The following is a 24519-nucleotide window of genomic DNA, read 5'->3' as shown; positions in this document are numbered from 1 at the left end:
ATGAGTCTAAAGGCGATTCTGTTTGACTTTAATGGTGTCATCATTAATGATGAATCCATTCACGAGCAACTCATAGAGCAACTTTTGATTGAAGAAAACCTGACGATCAAACCAGGTGAGTACCGCAAAATTTGTTTGGGGCGTAGCGATCGCTCTTGCGTAAAAGAATTGCTCGCCAAACGAGGGCGTGTAGTGAGTGACACCTATCTCACTCAGTTGCTTAATCGTAAAGCAGAAAGTTATGTTCGAGAGATAGAAAAAATTGAAAAGCTACCTCTCTATCCTGGTTTAGACGACTTACTCTTTCAAGGGCGATCGCGTAACTTAAAAATAGGAATCGTCAGTGGCGCTATTCGTAAAGAAATAGACCTAATACTGAATCGTACCAAGCTAGCCCAACATTTTCATGCGATCGTTGCAGGTGATGACGTTACCACCAGCAAACCAGATCCACAAGGTTATTTGCTTGCAGTAAAACGCCTCAACCAAGTGTATCTCGATTTAAACCTTATGCCAGAAGAATGTTTGGCAATAGAAGATACCTTTGCTGGCATACAAGCGGCAAAACAAGCGGGGATGCAAGTCGTTGGAGTAGCACATACTTATCCCTTCCACATGCTACAGCGTCAAGCTAACTGGACTGTAGATTACCTTAGCGATTTAGAACTTGAACGGGTTCAAGAAGTTTACGCGCAGAAAGCGAGTTAATACCAACAATGTCCTAATAATGTTTTCGATACCACTCAATAACATCTTGCAATGTTTCTTCCATTGGTCGAAAACTTGCTCCTAATTCTTCTATTGCCTTTGCAGATGAAACTTGGCTTTTCAAATACATAATGCGAATCCCATCAAGAGGAAGTACTGATTTGCTATGAGTCAATCGAGCATACATATCAGAAAACCTGGCAAGAATCAAGGTTAAACTGTAGGGTAGCTGGCGTTTGGGAGAGGGAACATGGCTCACTTTTTCTAGAGTGTGAAACAGAGCTTTGAAATCATAATATTGTCCGCCTACTATGTAACGCTCGCCACCCTTACCGCTCTCTACCGCATGAATCATTGCTTGTGCTACATCCCGTGCGTCTACCATACAGGTTCCACCGTCTATAATACCGGGGATTTTTCGATTGAGATAATCTAGCACGAGTTGACCGCCTGCTGTTGGAGCCGCATCTCCCGGTCCAAACATCCATCCTGGTAAGATGAAAACAACTGGTAAAGAATGCTGTTTGAGAAATTCATAAATTGCATTCTCTGCTAACACCTTGCTCTTAAAGTAAAGATTTTTAAATGCTTCCGGAGCGGGTGGGGTAGACTCGTCACCCGGTTCACCACTCTCTTTCATTCCTAAAGGACCTGCTGAACTCACATAAATGACTTTTTTAATACCTTGCTTTTCTGCCTCAGTTAGCAATTTAATTGTGCCATTGACATTAAGATCTTTTAGCGTTTGCCAGTGATTGCCAGGTTGATAATATTCTCGAAAATAAGCAGCTGTATGGAACAAAACATCACATCCAGATAATTCATTGGCAAAGCTATCAATATCCAGCAGATCGCCCTTCACTAGAGTAACATTTAATCCAGAAAGTACTTGAGATGCTTTTGCTGAAGAACGAACTAAGGCTTTTACAGAATAGCCTTGTTGTAATAGTAAGCGCACTAAATTGTTACCAAGTAACCCAGTACTACCAGTGACAAATGCTTTCATAATTCTTGGTTAATGAGTTTTATATTTACGTCAATTTTCCAGCCCAAACTTTGCGATCGCTCGTTCGGGATTCCCCTTACAGTCTTGCAAAATCACATCAACAGAAGATTAATATTGATGAATGCCCTGAGAACACAGCTCGGGACATTGATCAATATCCTTAACTTGAATTTTTCAAGAGTAAACTTGGAACTTTGTCTGCAACTTATATCTTAAAGATATATATCAAATAACTATATGTCAAGAGAGAACAAAAGTAAGTACGCTATTTTGGGACTGCTCAGTTTTGGTCCTAAGTCCGGTTACGATATCAAAAAGAAGATAGAAACGATTACTGGAAGCTTTTGGACGGAAAGTTACGGGCAAATTTATCCCATCTTGAAACGACTAGTCACTGAAGGACTGGCAATTCAGTCAGTTGAGGAGCAAGTCGGTAAGCCCAACCGACATATCTACACGCTGACAGACAAAGGGCTTGAGGAGTTGCAACACTGGTTGGTAGAACCTGTTGAACCGCAGGTAGAGCGCATCGAGATTTTATTAAAGCTGTTCTGTGGAAAGCAGGTGAGCGTTGCTGACAATATTCGTCACGTGCAACAATTCAGAGAAATGCAACAACAACTCCTACAGAAGTACCGGGCGATTGAAGAAGATATGAAGGTGAAGGAGGCTGAAAATCTCAATTTTCCCTACTGGATGATAACTGTTAGCTACAAATTCCATGCTACAAAGGCTTTGATTGCTTGGTGTGATGAGACGTTGGCTAGATTAAACCAGATGACACAGGAAGCATTGGAAAACAGTAGTGAGTAACGATTGGGCTTATAAGCTATGGGCAAAATACCAATACATAGCTTATAAGCCCAAATTTGAAGGATATGGAACGCAGAAAGTATTGATTATCTTAGCGATTAAGAGGTTTGAATTGGTACAGGAAGTTTAAGAACTTCTAAATAAAAAACTTCCCAAAATTTCTTGTGGTGTTAGCTTCTAGCCCTCTACTTATACAAGAATAGTGAAGATTATGCTTAAGATAGTATATGGAAGCTTGCTCTATACGTTCGCATAGGGCAAGCATAAACCAAATGACCTATACCATTTCTGTATGAAGATGCATCTAATTAGTTCGCAGAGGCGGGTATGAATTGAGACTTTACAAGCATCTTCTTAAAAAAGTAGCTTTCTTGAGATGTAATGCGATCGCTTAAGACAAATCAATATTTCAATCGTTAAGGTGAAATATGACTGCAAAAATTCTTATTCAGCCCGAAGAGATTATTCATTTATCAGGTATTAGTTGGCAAACCTATGAAAGTTTACTTGATGAATTGAGCAAAAATCGTCGTCTTCGGCTAACTTACAACCGTGGCAATTTAGAAATCATAGCTCCTTCTCCAGAATACGAACGTTACAAGACTTTAATGGGACGCTTTGTTGAAACCATAGCTGAAGAATTAGAAATCAGAATTGAACCATTTGGTTCTACTACTTATAAGTATCCACAGTTGAGTGGAGCAGAACCAGATGAAAGTTTTTATTTGAAAAATATTGATATTATTCGTGGCAAAAAGAGGATAGACTTACAACAAGATCCCCCACCAGATTTAGTAGTTGAAATTGATATCACTAGCAGTTCTGAAAATCGCTTACAAATCTATTCAGATATAGGAATAGCAGAAGTTTGGTGTTACAATGGTGAAGATTTGAGTATTTATATACTTCAAAATCAAGAATATATTAAAACAGAAAAAAGTTTAGCCTTCCCAAATTTACCAATTTTAGAACTTGTTAAGTTTTTAGAACAAGTTGGAGAAAAAGATTATTTAGAGTTGGTGAAAGAATTTCGTCACTGGTTGCAGAATTGCAATAAATAATCATTACTACGCCCAGAAAACGGGTTAAAAACTATGATTGTTTGGTATGATGAGACATTGGCTAAATTAAACCAGATGACATTAATGAGTAACGATTGGGCTTCTAAAAATTCAGCGAGAAGAACTTGATTGCAAGAGGTTGGATAACTTTGCGATCGTTATTGTTTTGCGATCGAACCCAACACCAACCAGAGTTGTACCATCAGAACTCAACACAGTGTTATGATTGAGCCCATAAATATCTGAAACATATTTGTTCTTCATCCATTGCCACCAACGAGCTTGACAGCAATCATTAAAAACGATCGTTTTCCCATCAGGGCTGATACTTATCGACTCTAGCGAACTAGAATAAATTTGCAATGTTTTTAGCAGTGTGAAACTTTGAGCATCCCAAATTTTGACCGTGGAAACATCTCTAAAACTTTTGTTTTCAGTAAATTGGCGATCGATACCCCCAGAAACAAGCAATTTACCATCTGCGCTCATAGCAATAACTTCCACTTCACGAGAATGAGCAGCCAAATGTTGTACTAGTGCGTGATGCTCTAAATCCCAAATCTTGATAGCACCTAGCGTTCCAATATATAAAGTTTGACCATCAGGACTTTCTGCTACAGAAAGCACTTCAACGCCAGTATTGATTGTATGTTGGATCTGCCCGCGATTCAAATCCCAAACTTTAACAGATGCGTCTTTCCAACTGCTACTGACTAACGTTTGACCATTACGACTGATTTTTAAAGTTTGAATTTCTCCAAGATGAGTAGGAGAGAGTATTTCCTGTAAAATACCAAGTTTATAATTCCAAAGTTGAATTGTACCTATTGATGTGCCAACAATTAAGGTTTGATTGTCTGGACTCAAGGCAAGGGATTGAATCTTGCTAGAAGAAACGTTCAAAGTTTGTTGCAGGCTTTTGCTCTTGAGATCCCAAATTTGAATCTTACCATCTTCGTTACCACGAGCAACTGTCTGATTATCGGATGCGATCGCCAAAGCTCGAATACTTTCTTTTCCTTCCAAGCGTTGCACGATGCGATCGCTTTTAAGCTCTTCTGTTGGAATTTGTTGTTTGAGTTCGGAGGAAATTTGAGGAATTTTGAAAAGAGGAGCGATCGTATATACTCCAAGTAAAAGGGCTGCAACAGTCATCCAAATCCATCTTTTTCTCTTCAGTTGTTGAGCTTGTAAGTGAGTCTGACTGCGTAAGGGTATGCTTTCTCGATCGCAAATAGGTTCTACAGATTGAACAAGTTGTTCCAGTAAATCTGTCATTGCCAAATTTGTAAGTTTAAGAGGTACATAACCAGTCAATTGAAAAAACTGAAACTCAAATGGCAGTTCTCTGCGATCGGCGAGTGAGAAGCCTAGCCCAGTGTAGAACTGTCTATCCGCACGCGGGCAATTAAAATAGAGAGGTCGTGATATTTGATGGTTGAGACGCGCTAATAACAACTTGCTAAGATTTTGTTGGTTATACTGGGGTTCAATGTGTAAGTTGTATAAAATTGAACAGTTCCCTCTATGAGAAAAGTGAATGTAACCAATGAGACTACCGTCCCGTTCAACAATCCACTCTTGACACTTAGCAAAGAACCATAACAGACTTATTGAGAACAAGAACACCCATAAGGTAATAGTTATTCCTGAGAATTGGATGCCAAGTACAGAAAAGTTCAAGTGAGCGAACTCTGTAAATCCAAAGATTGCTTCGAGACTCCAGACAATTCCACTTAGCGCAACAAAAGGACGGCTTGATACCAAAACAACTAAAGTCAAGACGTCGAGTCGAGATTTCCGAAATCGCTTCCTGCGCCAAAAGGTTTTGTAAATGTGCCATTGCTCCTCAATCTCTTGGAAGGGACGAATTGAGAGTTTAGGTAGCAGAGGTGGAGTCATTGATGACTGGTTTGTTATTAGTGTTGGTTCGTGCAACAATCTCATCCCAAGTAGTTTGGAGAACTGCAGTTCTTTAGGCATATCCTGTTTGGAAAGAGAAACAAACCCAATACGTGCATAGAATCCTTGAAGGTGAGGATAACAGATGAGATAAACAGGTTTTCTCACATTCTTCAAACACCGCCAGAGCAAGTGTGAGCCAACGCCCTGCAAGCGATGTTTGGGGTCGATGTAAATAGTAGAAAGCACGGTATAGTTTGTTTGCATCAAAAGCGATGCCCATCCAACAATTTGCTGTTTATGCTCAACAACCCATACGGCGTAATTGGAAGATTTCCGTGATAGTAACAATATAGTAATGAAATAAGTTCCAACTCCAGTTCCAATTGCCAGTCCAACTCCCAGTCCAATTCTCAGTCCCAATTCCGCAAAAACAGGTAGTTCGATTGAGCTTAGTAACGAAAAAATTTGTTGCCAATCGTCTAGAAAATTTCTTGGCAGCTTTCCCATCTCATATAAATATGCTTGATGATAGGTGTATAATCTCTCCATAGCTGTTTCCAGTAATGCTCGGATAGCGAGCGCTGCAAACAAGACAAATAGAACAAGAAATATACAAAAAAAGGTTTTAAAGTGTTGCCATAGTATTTCTCTCAACGTGCCTTGTCGGAATGAATATCCTGAGGGCGAATTATAGAATTCAAAAAGTTGTTTTCCAGATGAGGACATCAACAATATACCTGTGACGAACAGCACTTGACTCTAAGCTTTTCACGAGGTTCAAATTACAGAGAACCGCAATTACACCGAAAACTCAAAATAAGAAATTGGGATCTGGACGCACTGAAATTAATGTACTACAATGGGTAGTAATGTAGTAATACATCAGCAAAGCTATGGTTCGGGTTCTGTATACCCGACTGGTGCGCCAACCTTTGGATTGAGCGTATACCGCTCTTGTTATGCGTCACTACGTTACTGTTTGATTAGCTCAGTTAGTTAGAGCAACCGAAGCCATCGGTCGGACGTAGGTTAAAATCCTACATCAAACTCCCCTCTTTGAAAGTTAGCTCACTGGATAGAGCGATCGACTCATAATCGATTGGTTGCAGGTTCGATTCCTGCACTTTCCACCAACCCCGTCCGGGTCAAAAGACACTACCCTGTCACGGTAGCCAAGTTACTTATATGGTATGGGAGAAATCCCAAGACGGTTCGATTCCGTTATTGTACAAACTCTGCAATGTCGGTGTTCGCGGCCGGTCGTGAATTTGCGATCGCGCCGTTACAGTCAGGAAGCCAGCGCAATTGTTTTCTTCTTAATTTGAGTTTGTCATGGGCGTTTTCCACATCTGGTTTCTCCAAGAGAATTCGAGAATCGGCAAACGGAACGGCAAATCTGAGTGCTGTTTTTTCCGCTCGCGGGAATGACAGCAATATGGCAGTCACTGCAACTGGTAACAACCACAAGCTAGTGCTGCCTTCTCAATCAGAATTTTGGAGACACAATTTGCCCGCAACTGTACTGTAAACACCCACATTTGCAGAGTTTCAATTTGTTAAGTAATTCCCACGTGTTTTCTCAGATTTCCTTGGGTTACATTAAGTCGTAAGGTGGGAATATATTGTGCAAAGCAGTAGTGCGGGTTCTGCATACCCGGCTGGTGCGCCAACCATTGGATTGAGCGTATACCGCCCCTTGCTATATGTGACTACCGAAAGAAAGTGAACTTTACTCAGTAAAGCCATCGGTGGATCGTCGATGGGACACAGGTTGTACTCCTGTACTTTCAGCCACAACATCCTCGCCCTGATTTGGGCACCTTGTTAGGGACAAGGCAGTTTCGCAGTTACAGAAACAGGAAAAAGCCAAAACGGAAAAAATCTGTTTTGGTTTTGTAAACTCTGCGATGTTGGTGTTCTGTTACCGATTACCATTGGTAATACTTGGTACTTACAGTAAAGAAGCCAGTGCAATTGTTTTCTCCCTAACTTGAGTTTGTCACAAGCATTTGCCATATCTAGTCTCTCTAATAAGAATTCTAGAATGGCAAATGGAATGGCAAATCTGAGTGCTGTTTTTTCCGCTTGCGGGAATGGCAGCAATATGGCAGTCACTCAAACTGGTGGTAACCAGAGCCGACTCTACCTCCTTAATCCAGTTTTGAAGATGCAATTTGCCCGCAACTGAACTGTTAACACTCACATTTGCAGAGTTTAAAAATATTTTGTAGTATATATATTACAGGTAGTTATATTGGAGCTTTATAAGCTTCCGGTTATTTGGGACATTTGGTGTATTACAAAACCCATACAGCCAGTCATTCCTCCGAACTTGGTTTACAGCTGGAATTGCTCCTCGTACACAATTTCTCTCCACCTGTCTCTTAGGTTGAGATAGGCAATGTAGGTGAGGCTAAACGGGAGTTAACAATGTTTCTATCACACCTTCTGCGTTGGGTAAAAATGCCCAAGTTAGCCATAAAAATTTCTATGTGGAAAACGTTTTATATCAAACCTAACGAAATTGGAATCTTATATCACCGCAGTGATTTTAAGAAAATTTTGCAGCCTGGTACTTACAGGTATTTTGGGCGTCACTGGCAAGTCACAACTTATGACCTCAACCAACCGGAAGCGAAGATTGATAACCTCGAACTTTTGCTGCGCGATAGCAGTTCCGAGCTACAACAGCATCTTCTAGTTGTGCGAACAGCTTACAACCAAGCAGCTCTAGTACGGTTGGGTCAAAATTGGGTGAGCGTTCCACCCAACCAACTACGGGCTTTTTGGCGCGGTTTTATAGATGTAGAACCCCATATCTTTAACTTAGAAGAAAGCTTGGAATTACCTGCCGAATTCGTCCCGCAAGTACGTGGAATCCCCTTGAGTGGACTGAAAAAATTCCAAATTTCGGAGTCGGAAATTGGTTTGCTGTACGTGCAAAATAACTTTGTCCGACCACTAGAACCGGGCGAGTATGCTTTTTGGTCATACGACAAAGATGTTTCGCTCCGAACTCTCAGCCGTATTGTACCTAATCCTAGTTTTCCCCTTGAAGATGTATTGATTGAAAAGCATCCCGATTTTGTTGCAGCTTACTGTGACATAGTACAATTGCTGACTTCGGAAGTAGCCATTGTACGATATCAAGGGAAAGTGATTTCCATCCTACCACCGTGCAGTCGCAAGCTGTTTTGGCAAGGTGTTGAGGTAGAGGTTATTGACATTAGTACTGATGCTAAGTTACCACCTCGCTTGGTTGCTGAGTTAGTAACAGGTTTGCCAGAAACTCTAGCCTTAAGCCGCAATTCTTTGCATATTCGCGAAGTTCCAGCACAACATCTGGGACTACTCTACATCAATCAAGAGTATCAAACACAACTCCAAGCAGGAATGCATGCATGGTGGCTGTTTGGGCGTTCTTTGCAAACAGAAATCTTTGACCTTCGCTACTCAACACTGGAAGTCTCCGGTCAAGACATTCTTTCTAAAGATAAAGTCCCTTTGCGCTTAAACTTAACTGCTGGTTATCGCATTCTCGACCCACTGAGAGCCAAGAACGGTTTATCGGATATTAACACTTACTTGTACAAAGAACTACAGTTTGCTTTACGTGGTGCTGTTGGGGAAAGAACTCTAGATGCTCTATTGGAGGATAAAGGCGCAATTGATAGAAGTGTCTCTGAATATGTCCGCCAGAAAACCGCAGACTATGGAATTGAAGTCGATTCTGTTGGGGTGAAAGATATTATTCTCCCTGGCGAGATTAAGACAATTTTGAGTAAGGTTGTGGAAGCAGAAAAAGCAGCCCAAGCGAACGGAGTCCGCCGTCGTGAAGAAACTGCTGCCACTCGCAGTATGTTGAATACTGCTAAGGTGATGGAGGATAACCCCGTAGCGTTGCGTCTGAAGGAATTGGAAGTACTCGAACGAATTGCCGAGAAGATTGAGAAAATCCAAGTCAATGGTAGTTTGGATAGCATCTTGACAGATTTGATTCGGATTAATCGGCAGTAATCCGTATATTGAGTAGTCCAAAATGGCAAATTTCAGGGAGTAGGGTGGGCAGCATACCGTTCGTTGTTGGTAGGCACTGCTCACCCTACATCTTTAGGTAATTTTTTAGTGAGAAGGGAGTAATTTAAGGAAAATTAGGTGTCCAGAGCAGGCGCAATTACGATCAATTCACTTTTAGAATAGGTGTAACGGCAAACAATTAGGAACGCTATAATCATTAATGTAATGCACGTTATTAGCCGTAAAAAGTTACAAGAATTTTGCCAACGACACGGAGATTGCTACGAAGCACTAGATGACTGGTATAAAATTGCAAGTAAAGCTCATTGGGGAAACTTAGTAGAAGTTCAAACCACTTATCCTCAAGCGGAAGCGGTTAGTAACTTTACAGTTTTTAATATCAAAGGGAATAAATATAGATTGATTGTTAGTATTAATTACGAGAAACAAGTTATCTATATTAAATATGTCTTAACTCATGCAGAATATGACAAAGAGCACTGGAAAAATGACCCTTACTATTAACTCAGATGTATACAGCCAATTACTTTCTAAATATCAACCTCGAATTATTAAAACAGAAGCTGAAAATGAGGAATTTTTAGAGGTGGTAGAGGAATTGCTGGCTCGCCAAAAGCTTACTCCTGAAGAAAGTACAATTTTAGAGCTATTGGTAAAGTTAATTGAAGACTTTGAAAATAAACATTATCAGTTAAACCATTCTACACCGCGTTCTCGAATGATTCATCTGATGGAAGCACAGAATATTAAGAAGGATAATTTAGTAAAAGTTTTTGGTTCATCTGATATTGTTGATAAAGTCCTGAATGGTGAATTAGAAATAGATTCACAACAGGCTTTAGCGTTAGGAAAATTATTATATGTTGATTCTAGTTTATTTTTCTCTGAATAGAATTGTCGGACTAGTGGCGATCTCTCACACCATATCCTTACTTTGACTGTGCTAGCTTACTTCGTTTCAACACATTAACATCAAGATTAATTGGGGCTTAGAGGAGCGTATTTTTTATGTATAAATATATTAGCAGTGTTTTCTTCATTATCTTACTAACATTAAACTTAATGTTTCCTCCTTCGGCGTTAGCAGAAAGTGAACTTCAAAAACGCTCGCTTGCTCAAATACAAACCCCAGAACAATCAATGTCCCCCAAAGCAGCTTTAGAAAGATTATTTATTAGCAAACAAATACAACCTGAGTGGTTTTCACCGGAATTTTTAGCTCAAGTTTCAATTATACAGATACGCCAAGTGCTCTCAGGGTTAAAAAATCAATTGGGAACTTATCAAGGTATACAAAGTAACGCTCGAGATTTCTTGGTTCTCTTTAGTCAAGCTTCAGTACCAACTCAAATAGTGCTAAATAGCAAAGGACAGATTTCGGGGTTGCTGTTTCAACCACCGCAAGCTAAAGTCATGAGTTTAGAAGAAGCGATCGCTCAATTTAAAGCTTTACCCGGTCAAGTGAGTTTCCTAGTTCGGGAAGGCAAAACGACAAAGGCTGCATTAAATACCACAACACCCCTAGCTGTCGGCTCAGCTTTCAAGCTAGCAGTACTCCAAGCACTGAAATCACAAATTGCTTCAGGCAAACGCACGTGGAAAGATGTCGTGCAATTGCAACCAAGTGAGAAAAGTTTACCATCTGGAATGTTACACACATGGCCAGACGGATCGTACTTGACAGTGCAAACACTTGCGAGTTTGATGATTTCTCTCAGTGATAATACGGCAACAGATATCTTAATTAATTTGCTTGGACGAGAGGAAATTGAGCCCGTGTCACCCCGTAACCGTCCCTTCCTGACTACCCGCGAATTATTTGTTTTAAAAGGTTCTGGAAATCGCGACTTGTTGAAACGCTATCAAACAAGCAACGAATCTCAACGCCGCACGATCCTGAGAGAGATTGCAAAAAAACCACTTCCCGATGTGAATGAATTTGTGGGAACTAACCCAGTTGCCCTAGATGTAGAATGGTTTTTTACAGCAGAAGAACTCTGCCAACTTATAGAACAAGTTGCCGATTTGCCACTGATGAGTATTAATCCTGGTGTTGCCAATACCGAAAATTGGCAACGGGTAGCGTATAAAGGGGGATCTGAGCCTGGTGTTTTCAATATGACAACTTGGTTACAGGCAAAGAACGGTAAAAATTACTGTGTAGTAGCTATTTGGAATAATAGCAATGCATCTTTAGAAGAGTCGAAATTTATGGCATTGTATAGTGGGGTGCTTGCCAAACTAGCAGCTAATAATTAGTTTGCTGACAAATATATCAAAGTAGCAAATTAAATTCTAGGAGTCTAATATATTTTGAGCACAATCGATTCCTGGGGTGAGTGACATCCCAAAATCGCGATCGCCGTCATCTAGAATAGCGATCGCAACTTGGTAGTTAAAGAACAAGTGTTGGCCGCGATACTTTTGCTTGCTCGAGGACAAATCTAGCCTCAGTATTTTTACAATCCATTTGCACCACACAATTTCTCCCTTGTGCTTTTGCCTGGTAGAGTCCCTGGTCAGCAGCAGCCACTAAAGTCGAGCTCGATGATTGGCTGTGAGGAATTATAGTTGCCACGCCAATACTGAGTGTAATGAATTGATCGATTTGAGAATTCGGATGAGGCAGCTGTAATGCACTAACATTTGTTTGAATTTCTCTTGCAACCGTAATAGCTTCTTCGATACCAGTATTCGGCAAAATGACTGCAAACTCTTCTCCACCATAGCGAGCAACTAAATCGGCAGGGCGTTTAACTGTCTGAGAGATTGCCTTGGCAACGTGTCTGAGCACATCATCTCCTGCGAGATGTCCATAAGTATCGTTGTAAAGCTTAAAGCAATCGACATCACACAAAATCAAAGATAGCGATGCCTGCTCTCGTGCTAACCTTTGCCACTCTGCGTTGAGTATATCATCAAAGCAGCGCCGATTTGCCACTTGAGTCAGACCATCCGAAGAAGCAAGGCGCTGTAATTCCTGATTTGCTTGCTGTAGTTGATGGTAGAGTTCCGATTGCTGAATGGCGATCGCCGCTTGAGCTGCGAGTTGGTTAAACAAGTTAATCTCCGATTGCTGCCATTGTCTGGTACTGCGGCATTGATGAGCGATTAATAGTCCCCACAAACGCTCTTGCTGCAAGATAGGCACGATGAGATTTGCCCGGACGCATAAGCTCCGAAGGAGGTTAACATGACACGGAGCTAATCCCTCAGTTTCAATATCTTCAATTGCTCTGGTATTGCCTTGTTGGTAGAAAACTGCATGGGTAGATTGAAAGCACGTGTCCATAACGTGAAATCCAAGAATAGATTTGCACTCATCCGCTAGGGATTCTACAGCAACAAACCCGCTCCAGTCCGGCTCGAACTGATAGATTACCACTCGATCTACCTCAAACAGTTGCCGTACCTCATCAGCTGTATTTTGTAAGATATCGTCTAACTCTAACGATTGTCGGATGCGCTGTGTTACAGCTGCGACAATTCTCTCGGACTCGCTTTGGTGTTGGACGCGCTGCTCAACCTGCTTGTTAGATGTTGATGCTGCACTTAAAGCAATCGTATCAAAGTTAGGAGTTGAAGTAACAGGAACTTCACTGGGTTTGGCAATTAAATAACCTTGAGCAAACGTTGCTCCCCGCTCTCGCAGCCAGTTTAGTTCTTCAATGCACTCGATCCCTTCAGCGACAGTCTGAATGTTTAACTTTTGAGTAATTTCTAGAAGCTTTTCGGTAATTGAGGCTTTGTACAGGTCTTTATGCACGTCTCGAATTAAGCCCATGTCCAACTTAATAAAGTCTGGTCGTAACTGATGGATCAAATTCAAGCTAGAATAACCAGAACCGAGGTCATCAAGAGCTACTAAAAAACCAGCATCTCGATAGTACTGAAGTACTGATTGAAGGTGGGCTAAATCTTGAGGATTGTCTGACTCGACGACTTCAAAGACAACCCGTTTGTGGGAAATACCTGCTCGATCGATTGCTTCTACCGTAGTTCGCAGGCAAAAAACGGGGTCATAAAGAGCTGTTGGCGAACAATTGATGAAGATGTGTCCGTTTACTTGATGGCGGCTGAATTGGGCGATCGCGCTCAAGCGAGCAACTCGGTCGAGTTGTGGCAAAAGACCGGATTCGGTTGCTAACTCTAAGATTGGTCCTGGGGGTACTAAATTGCTGTGTTCGTCTAGTCCCCGCAACAGAGACTCATATCCATAAATTTGGGATGTATCTTGAATAGAAACGATCGGTTGAAAGTGACTGGTAAATCGTTCTGTTGCCAGCATATCAACCAGCCAGTCCGACTGGCTAAACTTAATAAAGCGTTGTAGTGAGGCGATGTCACTAAAGTCCTGAAGTTGAGGTTGGATAGCGCCTCGAATAAAAAGGACTTGTGTTTCTATTAATTCTCGCGGTGCAAGTAGTTGAGCTAGGTTACGAGCAATTTCTTGGGTCTGTCCGGCTCTACAGTCCAAAATCAGTCCGGGTCGCTCGTGCATAAGTTCGTACTTAAGCTTAAATTGCTGTAGGTAAGAGGTGACTTTTTTTAGAGTATGTGGAATGGGGAACCAGAAAAAGAGCTTACCTGCTTCTTTAGCCTGGCAGCGTGTAACATGTTGACAACGACAAGTCTTGGAGATAGGAGATGTTGGCTCCATATATAAATTACCTTGCTCAACCCAATTTCCTCTAGTATTCCCCCTAGCCTCCCTGTAATAAATAAACTACTCTTTAAGTAAATAAAGATTTCATGAGTTCGGGAAACTAAACTTACCAACATATGTCCAGTTTTCAGGCTTGGACTCGTTCCAATCGCTCCCTATCAAGGAGATCGGGCTTTGTACAGTTCCCTTTGGAAGTAATAGACATCTAACGACTGACTAAAGGTGAAAAGCGGAACTAGAAGCGGATGGTAACGGTAGCTTCGGCTTGGAGAGGAGCCAGCACATTCAGCAATTGATGCCAGCATAAAAAGGAGTAGACCGTATCGAATCTTGGGGTTCGAGCAGAAAATGCGGTCGGAGTCACAAGGGACGCTATTGAGCAACTTTTGAATTAGTATTTAATATAATGTATTAGTATTGCGATCGCTTCAGCGCAAGCCATACCCGGCTCGCAGTTCTTCATTCACACAACCGATGTTGCCAGTAACCAAATAGCTACACTCAGACCAGCAACAGCTATAGTTGTAAAAACTGGATACTTTGAGACTTTCACGTATATGCTACCCGATCTAATCCATCCTTGATGCGTTCCTCTCTCGTGCATACCATAACCAGCTTGATAGAGGGCGTTATCCTCTCTGTCTCGCGAGGGGCGATCCGATTGTTGAGAAGGAAACATCCATATCTCCATTAACTTATCCATCAGGCGTGGAGATATGCCACCTAGTACGGCGAAGAACTTAGCTTGGAAACCAACAAACATATCCCGCTTCGGATGCTCTGCTGAATACAAAATGGCTTCAGCGACTGCCTCCGGTGGGTAGATCATACCGCGATGGGCAGGCTGTTTGGGCATATAACTGCGGGCGTGCTCGTTATATGGAGTATCTATTCGTCCGGGATGGATTAACGTGACTGAGATTGGAGCCTTTTCTGCCTCTAACTCCATCCGAAGAGCATCTGTCCAGCCATGAAGTGCGTGTTTTGAAGCTGAATAGGTGGACTGAACGGGTGTTGCCCGATCGCCAAAAAAGCTACCGATATTTATCAGTGCTCCGTTGCTCCCCCGCTCCTTAAAGTGTTTGACCGCAGCACGCGAGCCATAAACGGTTCCCCAAAAGTTGGTATCGAACATGCGCTTCATATCTGGTATTGACACCTCTGTACAGAGACCGAAAATAGACACACCAGCATTATTAACCCAGGTATCGAACCCAGAGAACTCTGCGAGCGCCCGATCGGCTATGCGATTAACGTCTTCTTCTTTTCCTACATCAGCAACAACATAAATTGCCTGACCTCCCTTGCTGCAAATTTCGTCGGTAAGTTGACGGAGCGCATCCTCATTACGAGCCGCAAGAACGAGTTTTGCACCTTTTTGTGCTGCCATTCTAGCAGTCACTAAGCCAATTCCACTGGAAGCACCAGTAATGACAATAACTTGGTTGCGGAGGGGTTTGAGTGAAATAGTCATAGTTTTTTACTTTCAACGAAATCTTTATATAGTATTCCTATACTTGCTCCTAAACTAACTTCTAACTCTTTAACCAACCTCTTATTAAAGAAGTAGATAGATGTAAAATAAATTTGTATTTACAAATACAAATTAGTAGCAATCGATCGCTATTTTCTGTATATCTATTTAACCTATAACATTCGTCTAATTGCTATTTTTGATGATTTCTTGACAAATTTAGCAAATATATTAAAAGTCTAATGTGCAAGCTTAATTTTTATGATTTAGCCTCAATACTAAGATAGATTTTATAGCTAAATATATATTTTCAGAGCTTGAGAACACCATAATGAGGAATTCAAAAGTCTAAAATAGTAAATTATAGAGCTAGTGTATCTTTAGAAAGATAATTGAAATATTTCTTTGTGTTTGAATTAACTAATAGCTATATGTATTTAATCAGTAGCTAGTATATCAGAAAGTGGAATCAGCAAAGATGTCAGAAAGTACGTCAAACTCAGAAATGCTTTATCGTGTTCTCGGTAGCACGGGAGAAAAGGTTTCTGCGATCGGACTGGGTGGTTGGCACATTGGATTGAAGTACGTTGATGAGGAATTGGGTATACGTATAGTTCGCACAGCTATCGATCGCGGTATCACCTTTATGGATAACTCCTGGGATTATAACGGGGGTGTTAGCGAGATTCGCATGGGGAAAGCGCTGCGTGATGGCTATCGAGACAAAGTGTTCCTGATGACGAAAATTGATGGTCGCTCGAAGAAAGAAGCTGCAAAACAAATAGACGAATCGCTTCGACGCCTTCAAGTTGATTGCATCGATCTCGTACAGCACCACGAAATTATCAGGTATGAAGACCCGCATCGAGTGTTTGATGAAGAAGGAGCAAATGCCGCTTTTATTGAGGCGCGTAAAGCTGGTAAGCTCAGATACATAGGCTTTACGGGACATAAAGATCCTCACATTCATCTGCATATGCTTGAAGTTGCAGCCAGTTCCGGTTTTAAATTTGATGCCGTTCAAATGCCGCTGAATGTAATGGATGCACACTACCGAAGCTTTGCAAAGTTAGTTGTGCCAGAACTAGTCAAAAACAACATCGGCGTTCTTGGCATGAAAAGTATGGCTAATGGTATTCTTTTACGGTCAAAGACTGTAACGCCAATTGAGTGTCTGCATTATGCTCTAAATTTGCCCACATCGGTAGTAATCGCTGGAATTGACAGCATGGATATTCTGGAGCAAGCTTTTGAAGCCGTGCGTACATTCCAGACAATGAACGAGCATGAGGTAGAATCGTTGTTAGCAAAAACGGCAGAGGCAGCAGCACGAGGGGAGTTTGAGCCATTCAAAACCTCATCCATTTTCGACAGCACCGCTCAGCATCCGGCTTGGCTTGGAGAGGAACCACAGCGCCTTCAGCAATTGATGCCAACATAAAAAGCACCTCGAAAGATGGGAACGACATCCCCGATCGCACGAATTCTGAATTATAGGAGCAGTCAGAATTATCACACAGTGAGGCTTAGCTTCTATCACGCCAAAATATAGGTGTTTGCTTCGAGCGATCGCTTCTTACGCTGGTTTTGTACAAATGTCACTCAGCAGTTGGGTTTGGAATCTAGATTAAATGACTACTGGGAAGAGGATATGGGAGCTTTGATTAACAGCACGATTTATTTTCAGGGCTATCTCCTGAAGGAACTCTCTCACCCTATGGTTCTAGCACTTGATGATATCGACCAATTATTTGAGTACCCAGAAGTCTCTAGTGATTTTTTTGTTCTGTTGCGTTCCTGGTATGAGGAAACAAAAGACATTTCAGTTTGGCAGAAGTTACGAATTGGGATCGCTCATGCCATTTTAGAAGAGTTTTTACAACGGGAGCAGGCGGCGGAGTGGTTGCAGGAGTGGTGGGAGCGATCGCAAAGACGGTGGCATATAGCCTCCCTTCCACACCCCAACTGTCACATACAAACAAAACAGAAAGAAAGTAGTACATAAAAATTTTATCTTTTCTCCTAATTTTATTGTTAATATCTTCCCAAGTTCAGATTATCGATGTTTTTTAATACTGTTTATATTTTTGTACACTTATCAGCGAGCACTTGCTAAGATTATCAACGGTATTGTAACAATCTAAGCCAATTAACTGGCTTAGATTTTCCCTACTAAGCTCTTGCAAATAATTTGTTTTTGCCAAATTGGGATGTTCTCCCAGAGCGTAGCAAGTTATCCCAATCTAGCACGATAATCTTGATAGGAAAACTGTCTCCATAAAACGAAACTACCATCTTTCTCAATCGTGCCAATGGAAGGATGTAGCACCCCATTAAACATGGAAGTTTTGACCATTGTATAATGCATCATGTCTTCAAAAATTAAGCGATCGCCGATAGATAAATCTTCAGCAAAAGCATAATCTCCGATAAAATCTCCTGCTAAACAACTCGCTCCCCCCATGCGATATACTTTTTCGCCGTCTTGAGGCTCGTGCGCTCCCCGAATTACGGGTTTATAGGGCATTTCTAAACAATCTGGTGTATGAGCAGTAAAAGAGATGTCTAACATAGCATTAATCAGTGCAGGAGTAGGAATTAAATCTTGCACTGTACTGAGTAAAAACCCAGTTTCCCAAGCGATCGCCGAACCTGGTTCAATAATTAACTGAATATGGGGGTAGCGATCGTGAAAAGCCTTAATCACCTCAATCGCGTGTTCCACATTGTAATCTTTACGAGTCATCAAATGACCGCCGCCAAGATTTAGCCATTTTAATTGAGGTAGAAAACGCCCAAATAACAGTTCTATTTGTAATAAGGTTTTCTCCAACGCATAAGAATCACTTTCACATAAATTGTGAGACAGAAAACCCTCAATTCCTTTTGGTAGAGTATCTCCAAGCTGATTTTGTGATATCCCAAGACGTGTATTAGGCATACAAGGATTATACAGCGCGGTTTTGACTGGGGAATATTCAGGGTTAATCCGCAAGCCTATCGACAGATGAGACGATGATGTTGCAATAATATGTGCAAATCTTTCCCACTGCGTCATCGAATTAAAGGTTATATGAGAAGCTAGGGGTAAAATCTGAGGTAAATCTTCATTTCGATAAGCAGGGGAATAGACATGAACTTCCTTGCCAAATTCCTCCGCCCCCAATTGCGCCTCCCATAGTGAACTTGCTGATACACCCTGAAGCGTTTTACGAATCATGGGAAAAGTATGAAACAGAGAAAACCCCTTTAATGCCAGCAATACATTGATAGGGGCTTCTCGTTGCAATCTTTCAAAAATAGCTAGATTTCGTTCTAAAAGTGCCTCTTCCAATACAAAACAGGGCGAAGGGATATTTTTGAATAAATCGCTAGTTTGGGTCATTATAAACTACGCCTCAAAGGGTGAGTCTCCATTGATGACTTCATGCCAGGGTAAACCAAGTTTTGCTACCAATTCCATAAAGGGATCTGGATCGAACTCTTCTACATTAAATACTCCAGGCTTTTTCCATAGTCCTTGTACTAACATTAATGCACCAACTACTGCCGGAACACCTGTAGTATAGGAAATTGCCTGAGAACCTACTTCTTTATATGATGCCGCATGATCGCAATTGTTATAGATGTAATATTGAAGTTCTTTTCCATCTTTTAATCCGCGAATATGACAACCAATAGAAGTTTGTCCTGTATAATTCTCGGCGAGAGAAGAAGGTTCCGGTAAAACTGCTTTTAGGAATTTGAGGGGAATGACTTGTGTCCCTTCATAATTAACAGGATCGATTCGTGTCATCCCTACAGCCTCTAAAACTCGCAAATGGGTAATATAGTTTTCTGAAAATGTCATCCAGAAACGCGCCCTTTTAATTGTAGGAAAATTTTTTACTAAAGATTCTAGCTCTTCATGGTACAAGAGATAAGATTCTCGAAACCCTATTTCTGGGTAATCAATTGGGCGATGAACGGAAAGAGCAGGTACTTCTACCCATTGCCCGTTTTCATAATAGCGACCATTTTGTGTAATTTCACGAATATTAATTTCTGGATTAAAATTGGTGGCAAAAGCTTGTCCGTGACTGCCTGCATTACAATCAATAATATCTAAATAGTGGATTTCATCAAAATAGTGTTTGAAGGCATAGGCGGTATAAATTCCTGTCATTCCAGGATCGAACCCACAACCAAGAATTGCTGTAATTCCAGCATTTTTGAACCGTTCTTGATACGCCCATTGCCAACTATATTCAAATTTGGCGACATCAGGAGGTTCATAGTTAGCCGTATCGAGATAATTGACTTTTGTTTCAAGACAAGCATCCATCAAGGCTAAATCTTGATAAGGAAGCGCTACATTAATCAGAATTTCGGGGCGAAATTCTTGAATGAGTTTAACCGTATTACTTACAACATCTGCATCTAAGGCAGCAGTGGTTATTTTCGGGGAATTGATATCTTTAGCAATTTGATTGCACTTTGCCAGCGTGCGGCTTGCTAACAGAATATCAGAAAATTCTGGTTGTGCGGCACATTTGTGAGCAACGACCCTACCGACACCACCGGCTCCCACTATCATGACTCTTGCCATATTCTCTCCTTGCACTACATTTGGCTAATAACGGACCTATAGCAGATTTTAAGTCAATGAAGTAAAAAGCGCTCATCAATATAAATGTTGTAAGATGGTCTCTATTCCCAATGATGGAATGACACTTTCTGAAACTTATGATACTTGCGTGAAATACATCGAAAAGATGCGTTTACCGCTAGCGGTTGAAGTTGAGCATTTCGACACAGAGACAATTACCCTAGTACAAGACGGCATAAATAAAAACCCCATTGTAAATCGTGAGAAAGCCGACAGTGTATCAGCCTTCATGTACTAGCTTTTCTTGCGATGTACTTTGACACGTTTAGCAGGATCTTGTTTGCCAACCCAAGAAAGAAATTTTTGCATTTGCGGTTCTTGCTTCAGTTTCTCTAGTGAGTTTAACTGTTGCGCTAAGCACGTGTTGTCATACAACGTATGAATTTGTCGATGACACGCAGAACAAATGTTGATTTTTGGACCGTGATGGCCTTTTTTCTGTCTGGGAACGAGATGGTGAACTGTTAACTTGTCCACTTCTCTGTCACATAACTCGCAAGTCATGCTTCCGATTAATCCTTCAATTTACTGCGATTGAGCTATTTGTATTATTACGTATTACTTATGATTTTGCCACCTCCTCCTTGTCTCTGTTGTCTCCCTTGTCTCCCTTGTCTGGATTTCAAATAGGATTGCCATATCAGAAAATAATGTAAAGTAGCCATTGCTACATTTGTTTTACTTTGTAGGAGTTGGCTCAAAGATTAGATATGTCCCTCCCAATCCTTCTACAATCGTCCGCGTATTGGCAACCATCATTTTTTGATAAGTATCTGCTTCAGTTCCAGGTTCACTCAAGCTATCAACAAATAATTGCCTTTCTGATATTTTTACATTTGCTTGTTCGGCAACTGTTGCTACCGCATTGCTATTATTCGTTGTTTCTGTAAAAATTGTTGGTATCTGATTTTTTCTAATATATTTAGCTAGGGCTTTTGTCCGCTTAGGAGTTGGCATTCCATCAGGATTTGAACCTCTTAACACAACTGCATAAGCCATATCATATGCTTTAGCATAGTAAGCCATAGCATTACGAGTGGCGATCAATTTACGGTGGTCTTCAGGAATACTTTCAATTCTTTCAGAAATCCAAGTATTTAACTGATTTAACTCTTGTTTTAGTTTCTGTGCGTTGTCCTTATACAAGGATGCATTTTCAGGAACTGTTTTACCTAAATTACGGCTGATAACATCAACCATACCGATAGCATTTTTGGCATTATGCCAAACGTAAGGGTTAGCTAGCGTTGTTTTCTCTACCTTAACTTTTATTGGCTTGGAAACAGCTCGTTGAGCAACTGCTACTCTCAGCCCTGAATTATTACGGGTTCTAATAAGTTGAACCAAATTTGGCTCTAGATCGTATCCATTGTATAAAATGAGTTGAGCTTGCTCGATCGCATCGCCGTCTTCTGGTTTTGGTTCATAAACCAGAGGGTTGGAATTTGAGGGTATCAAGCAAGTCAACTTTACTGTGTCTCGTGCAATTTGTTTGGTTAAATCGCACAAAATACTCGTCGTTGCTACAACTTTGGGGAGCTTGTTGGTGAGTTCGTCAGATGCAGGAGTGTTAGCCGATGAAATGTTTGTCAGTTGACTTGGATTATTACACCCAAAGAATCCTATAGTAAGAGCAATAAGGAAAGTTCGTAGGGGTTGGGTTAATAGTAATTTTTTTGTCATAACAACTTCTTATTTTCACTCATATCATGTTCGGATAAACACTTATATTCCGTTTGTAGTTGTGCTGTCTTGCCTGTGTTGTGCAAAAGCGGCGAACGCGCCTAGATCGACTACAAACCAATTAACTTATAAGTCGTTAGCAGAAAATGATATACTATAACAGCCGTGCATATTTAGTACAGAAGTTATTTTCCAAAGCTATCTTTTATAAGGTTTGCTGTTGTGGAATCACAATAACAAATTCTGTTCCTTGAGTGGGACTAGAAAAGCACTCAAGTTTGCCTTGATGCTTTTCAACAACGATATGATAACTGATAGATAGCCCCAACCCTGTGCCTTTACCAACAGTTTTAGTTGTAAAAAAGGGATCGAATAAACGATTTTTGATAGATTCGTCGATTCCCGGACCGTTATCTACAATAGTAATTTTAACATAATTATCAACAAGTTTAGTAGAAATACGGATTTTGGGAATTGAAAACAGAGAATTTTGCTCCTGTGTGATGTCCCTTGCGCTATATTTCTCCTCAAGAGCATCAATAGCATTGACCAAAATATTCATAAACACTTGATTGAGTTGTCCTGCATAGCACTCTACTAAAGGTAAATTCTCATATTCTTTAATCACTTCAATAGGATATCTATTTGATTTACCTTTCAATCGATGTTGTAAAATTAATAAAGTACTATCAATCCCTTCATGAATGTCAACAGGTTTAATTTCTGCTTGGTCGTGTCTGGAAAAATTTCGTAAAGATAAAACAATTTGCCGAATGCGATCCGTGCCTATCTTCATGGAAGATAGGGTTTTTGGTAAATCTTGAGCAATAAAATCCAAATCTATGTCTTCTGCTATCTCGCGAATTTTTAAATCTGAATTGGGAAATTGGTTTTGATAGAGTTCCAGTAATCTCAGCAGATCGTACACATATTCTTCAATATGAATAAAATTGCCATAAATAAAATTCACGGGATTGTTAATTTCATGCGCCACTCCTGCAACAAGTTGTCCCAGACTAGCCATTTTCTCGCGTTGGACAAGTTGGGTTTGTGTGGCTTGTAACTTATGAATTGCTTGAGCTAATTGTTCGGCTGTTTGTTGTAGTTTAGCCGTGCGTTCTTGAACTTGTTGTTCTAAATTGCTATTGAGCCTTTCAAGTGAATGGCACATTTCATATTGCTGAATAGCAGTCGCAAAGTGAGTTGCTAGTGTTTGCGCGAGTTCAATCTCAACGGTTCTCCACTGTTGAATTTGCAGTCTGTCGGATTGTCTCCAAACAGCAAATGATTGGCGGGGGTAAAGTTGCCTCTCATCAGGATCGAACTGTCCTGCCCATAGAATATCAGTTTCAAATTCGTTGCGGAAAATGCTGAGATACCCAACTTCTTGTTGGCGGTATGAAAGCGGTACTATTAACAGACTGCGAATTTTCGTTGATTCAAATAAGGGCTGTAGATTGCGTAAGCTAGAAATAAGATGAAGGTCTGAAATTGCCCAAACCCGATTGTGATTGGATTTAAAATATTCTTGCCAGACGTGGTACTCCTCTAACATCTGATATTTGGTAACTTTGTGTGTCACAGGTTGCTCTCCACAGGTGTAGAGTCGGATAGCATCTCTTTTTGTTGCTAGTGACTCTGCAAAGCTTTTGGCAGAATTCTTCTCAAGTTCTAAGGCTTCCGCTCTAAAGCACAACCGACCACCAGATCCTCCAAATGCGTCAACAGTTTCTTCTAATGCGGCTTGTAATTCTATAGCGGACTGAGAGTGGAGTAGCATGGCAACACGATTGATAACAGCTTCACGTCGAGCTTTGTCTTGAGCCTCTGTAAGTAAAATAGATTGAGCGATCGCAATACAAAGCTGATCTGTCACTAATTGAACCACCATCAGTTCGTATTCTGAAAACATACGCGATTCAGCATGGTGAGATACCAGCAATCCCCAAAGTTGCTCCTGATGCAGGATAGGTAAAACTAAGGAACTTTTGACTCCCATTGCTGTTAAATACTCAGCATGGCAAGGATCGACAGGGCGAAAGCGCAATTCCTCATACACAAACTCTCCTGTTTCTGGATCTCTCAAGATGCTTTGACCGATCTGACAAGCATCAACATCTACCACCACTCGCACTTGAGCTTTAATAAACAGTTCTCGAGAAGATAAAGGGACATCATCAGCAGGAAAATTTAACCCATGAAGAGATGGTAAACCTTGCTCGCGTATATATTCAGCTATCACCTGTCCGCTACCATCCGGATGAAATTTATAAATCTTTATTCTATGAGTCTTTAAAAAAGAAGCGAGTTCTGCTACTGTAATGTTGAGAATCTCTTGAAGATTGAGCGATCGACGAATTCTATAGGTAATGCGGCGCAGTAAGCTTTCTCTATCTACAATAAAAGAGTTGTCTTGTACTGATGGAACGGTCATAATTTACTGCTTGCCGAATGTAAAGGGTTTCGCTATTAGCAGTATTCCCACACCAGAAGCGTGAATAACATCTTTCAACTATT

Annotated in this window: 19 protein-coding genes, 2 tRNA genes and 1 pseudogene; 13 read left to right on the top strand and 9 right to left on the bottom strand. The window is 40.9% G+C overall.

Going from position 1 to position 24519, the window contains the following annotated elements:
• Complete coding sequence (locus tag HC643_RS21925; protein WP_038088767.1) at positions 1 to 708, top strand: HAD family hydrolase; 708 nt, start codon at positions 1 to 3, stop codon at positions 706 to 708.
• A gap of 13 nt (positions 709 to 721) precedes the next feature.
• Here HC643_RS21925 and HC643_RS21920 read toward each other — a convergent pair whose 3' ends face one another.
• Positions 722 to 1714, bottom strand: a complete 993-nt coding sequence (locus tag HC643_RS21920; RefSeq protein ID WP_038088765.1) for an SDR family oxidoreductase — start codon at positions 1712 to 1714, stop codon at positions 722 to 724.
• A 237-nt stretch (positions 1715 to 1951) separates the two neighbouring features.
• Here HC643_RS21920 and HC643_RS21915 point away from each other — a divergent pair, with 237 nt between their 5' ends.
• The gene (locus HC643_RS21915) at positions 1952 to 2527 is read left to right on the top strand and encodes a PadR family transcriptional regulator (protein WP_038088759.1); all 576 of its coding nucleotides are present in this window, start codon (positions 1952 to 1954) and stop codon (positions 2525 to 2527) included.
• Between the two features lie 428 nt (positions 2528 to 2955).
• Complete coding sequence (locus HC643_RS21910) at positions 2956 to 3588, top strand: Uma2 family endonuclease (RefSeq protein WP_038088757.1); 633 nt, start codon at positions 2956 to 2958, stop codon at positions 3586 to 3588.
• A 111-nt stretch (positions 3589 to 3699) separates the two neighbouring features.
• Here the strand turns inward: HC643_RS21910 and HC643_RS21905 are convergent, their stop codons facing one another.
• On the bottom strand, positions 3700 to 6042 hold the full coding sequence (locus tag HC643_RS21905) for a GNAT family N-acetyltransferase (protein WP_162002288.1): 2343 nt from the start codon (positions 6040 to 6042) through the stop codon (positions 3700 to 3702).
• 428 nt (positions 6043 to 6470) lie between these two features.
• On the opposite strand from HC643_RS21905, the gene HC643_RS21900 reads away from it, so the two are divergent.
• From HC643_RS21900 to HC643_RS21865, 8 genes are all read left to right on the top strand, one after another.
• Positions 6471 to 6542 (top strand) — tRNA-Gly (locus HC643_RS21900).
• Positions 6543 to 6550: 8 nt separating this feature from the next.
• Positions 6551 to 6626, top strand: a tRNA-Ile gene (locus tag HC643_RS21895).
• Between the two features lie 107 nt (positions 6627 to 6733).
• Entirely contained in the window at positions 6734 to 7021 is a 288-nt protein-coding gene (locus HC643_RS21890; RefSeq protein WP_050045299.1) for a hypothetical protein, read from the top strand.
• Between the two features lie 516 nt (positions 7022 to 7537).
• Positions 7538 to 7681 (top strand): hypothetical protein, encoded by a 144-nt coding sequence (locus tag HC643_RS21885; protein ID WP_153021557.1) that lies wholly within the window; start codon positions 7538 to 7540, stop codon positions 7679 to 7681.
• A 302-nt stretch (positions 7682 to 7983) separates the two neighbouring features.
• Positions 7984 to 9510 carry a slipin family protein gene (locus tag HC643_RS21880; RefSeq protein ID WP_038088806.1) on the top strand — a complete coding sequence of 509 codons (1527 nt, stop codon included), beginning with the start codon at positions 7984 to 7986 and terminating at the stop codon, positions 9508 to 9510.
• Positions 9511 to 9735: 225 nt separating this feature from the next.
• Positions 9736 to 10035, top strand: a complete 300-nt coding sequence (locus HC643_RS21875; protein ID WP_038088753.1) for a type II toxin-antitoxin system HigB family toxin — start codon at positions 9736 to 9738, stop codon at positions 10033 to 10035.
• On the top strand, positions 10019 to 10423 hold the full coding sequence (locus HC643_RS21870) for a helix-turn-helix domain-containing protein (protein ID WP_038088752.1): 405 nt from the start codon (positions 10019 to 10021) through the stop codon (positions 10421 to 10423). The genes HC643_RS21875 and HC643_RS21870 overlap by 17 nt, the downstream gene beginning before the upstream one ends.
• A gap of 116 nt (positions 10424 to 10539) precedes the next feature.
• Positions 10540 to 11790 (top strand): serine hydrolase, encoded by a 1251-nt coding sequence (locus HC643_RS21865; RefSeq protein WP_038088751.1) that lies wholly within the window; start codon positions 10540 to 10542, stop codon positions 11788 to 11790.
• A gap of 136 nt (positions 11791 to 11926) precedes the next feature.
• Here HC643_RS21865 and HC643_RS21860 read toward each other — a convergent pair whose 3' ends face one another.
• A complete protein-coding gene (locus tag HC643_RS21860; RefSeq protein WP_038088749.1) occupies positions 11927 to 14191 on the bottom strand; it encodes an EAL domain-containing protein in 2265 nt (754 codons plus the stop codon).
• Between the two features lie 469 nt (positions 14192 to 14660).
• Positions 14661 to 15671, bottom strand: coding sequence for an SDR family oxidoreductase (locus tag HC643_RS21855; RefSeq protein ID WP_038088747.1), 1011 nt, complete (start codon positions 15669 to 15671; stop codon positions 14661 to 14663).
• Positions 15672 to 16149: 478 nt separating this feature from the next.
• On the opposite strand from HC643_RS21855, the gene HC643_RS21850 reads away from it, so the two are divergent.
• On the top strand, positions 16150 to 17112 hold the full coding sequence (locus HC643_RS21850; protein ID WP_038088746.1) for an aldo/keto reductase: 963 nt from the start codon (positions 16150 to 16152) through the stop codon (positions 17110 to 17112).
• A gap of 12 nt (positions 17113 to 17124) precedes the next feature.
• Positions 17125 to 17676, top strand: a pseudogene (locus HC643_RS21845) (AAA-like domain-containing protein); the annotation flags it as partial.
• 228 nt (positions 17677 to 17904) lie between these two features.
• On the opposite strand, the gene nspC reads toward HC643_RS21845, so the two are convergent.
• The 5 genes from nspC to HC643_RS21820 form a co-directional block, all read right to left on the bottom strand.
• The gene (gene nspC / locus HC643_RS21840; protein WP_038088741.1) at positions 17905 to 19056 is read right to left on the bottom strand and encodes a carboxynorspermidine decarboxylase; all 1152 of its coding nucleotides are present in this window, start codon (positions 19054 to 19056) and stop codon (positions 17905 to 17907) included.
• A gap of 6 nt (positions 19057 to 19062) precedes the next feature.
• On the bottom strand, positions 19063 to 20259 hold the full coding sequence (locus tag HC643_RS21835) for a saccharopine dehydrogenase family protein (RefSeq protein ID WP_038088738.1): 1197 nt from the start codon (positions 20257 to 20259) through the stop codon (positions 19063 to 19065).
• A gap of 294 nt (positions 20260 to 20553) precedes the next feature.
• Positions 20554 to 20823, bottom strand: a complete 270-nt coding sequence (locus HC643_RS21830; protein ID WP_038088734.1) for an HNH endonuclease — start codon at positions 20821 to 20823, stop codon at positions 20554 to 20556.
• 174 nt (positions 20824 to 20997) lie between these two features.
• Positions 20998 to 22002 carry a metal ABC transporter solute-binding protein, Zn/Mn family gene (locus HC643_RS21825; RefSeq protein ID WP_038088731.1) on the bottom strand — a complete coding sequence of 335 codons (1005 nt, stop codon included), beginning with the start codon at positions 22000 to 22002 and terminating at the stop codon, positions 20998 to 21000.
• A 205-nt stretch (positions 22003 to 22207) separates the two neighbouring features.
• The gene (locus HC643_RS21820) at positions 22208 to 24436 is read right to left on the bottom strand and encodes a GAF domain-containing sensor histidine kinase (RefSeq protein WP_167844732.1); all 2229 of its coding nucleotides are present in this window, start codon (positions 24434 to 24436) and stop codon (positions 22208 to 22210) included.
• Positions 24437 to 24519 lie beyond the last annotated feature (83 nt).

Source organism: Tolypothrix bouteillei VB521301 (genome assembly GCF_000760695.4).
GTDB classification, from domain to species: Bacteria; Cyanobacteriota; Cyanobacteriia; order Cyanobacteriales; family Nostocaceae; genus Scytonema; species Scytonema bouteillei_A.
The sequence above is the reverse complement of the archived record's forward strand: the minus strand, read 5'-3'. Positions and strand labels throughout refer to the sequence as shown.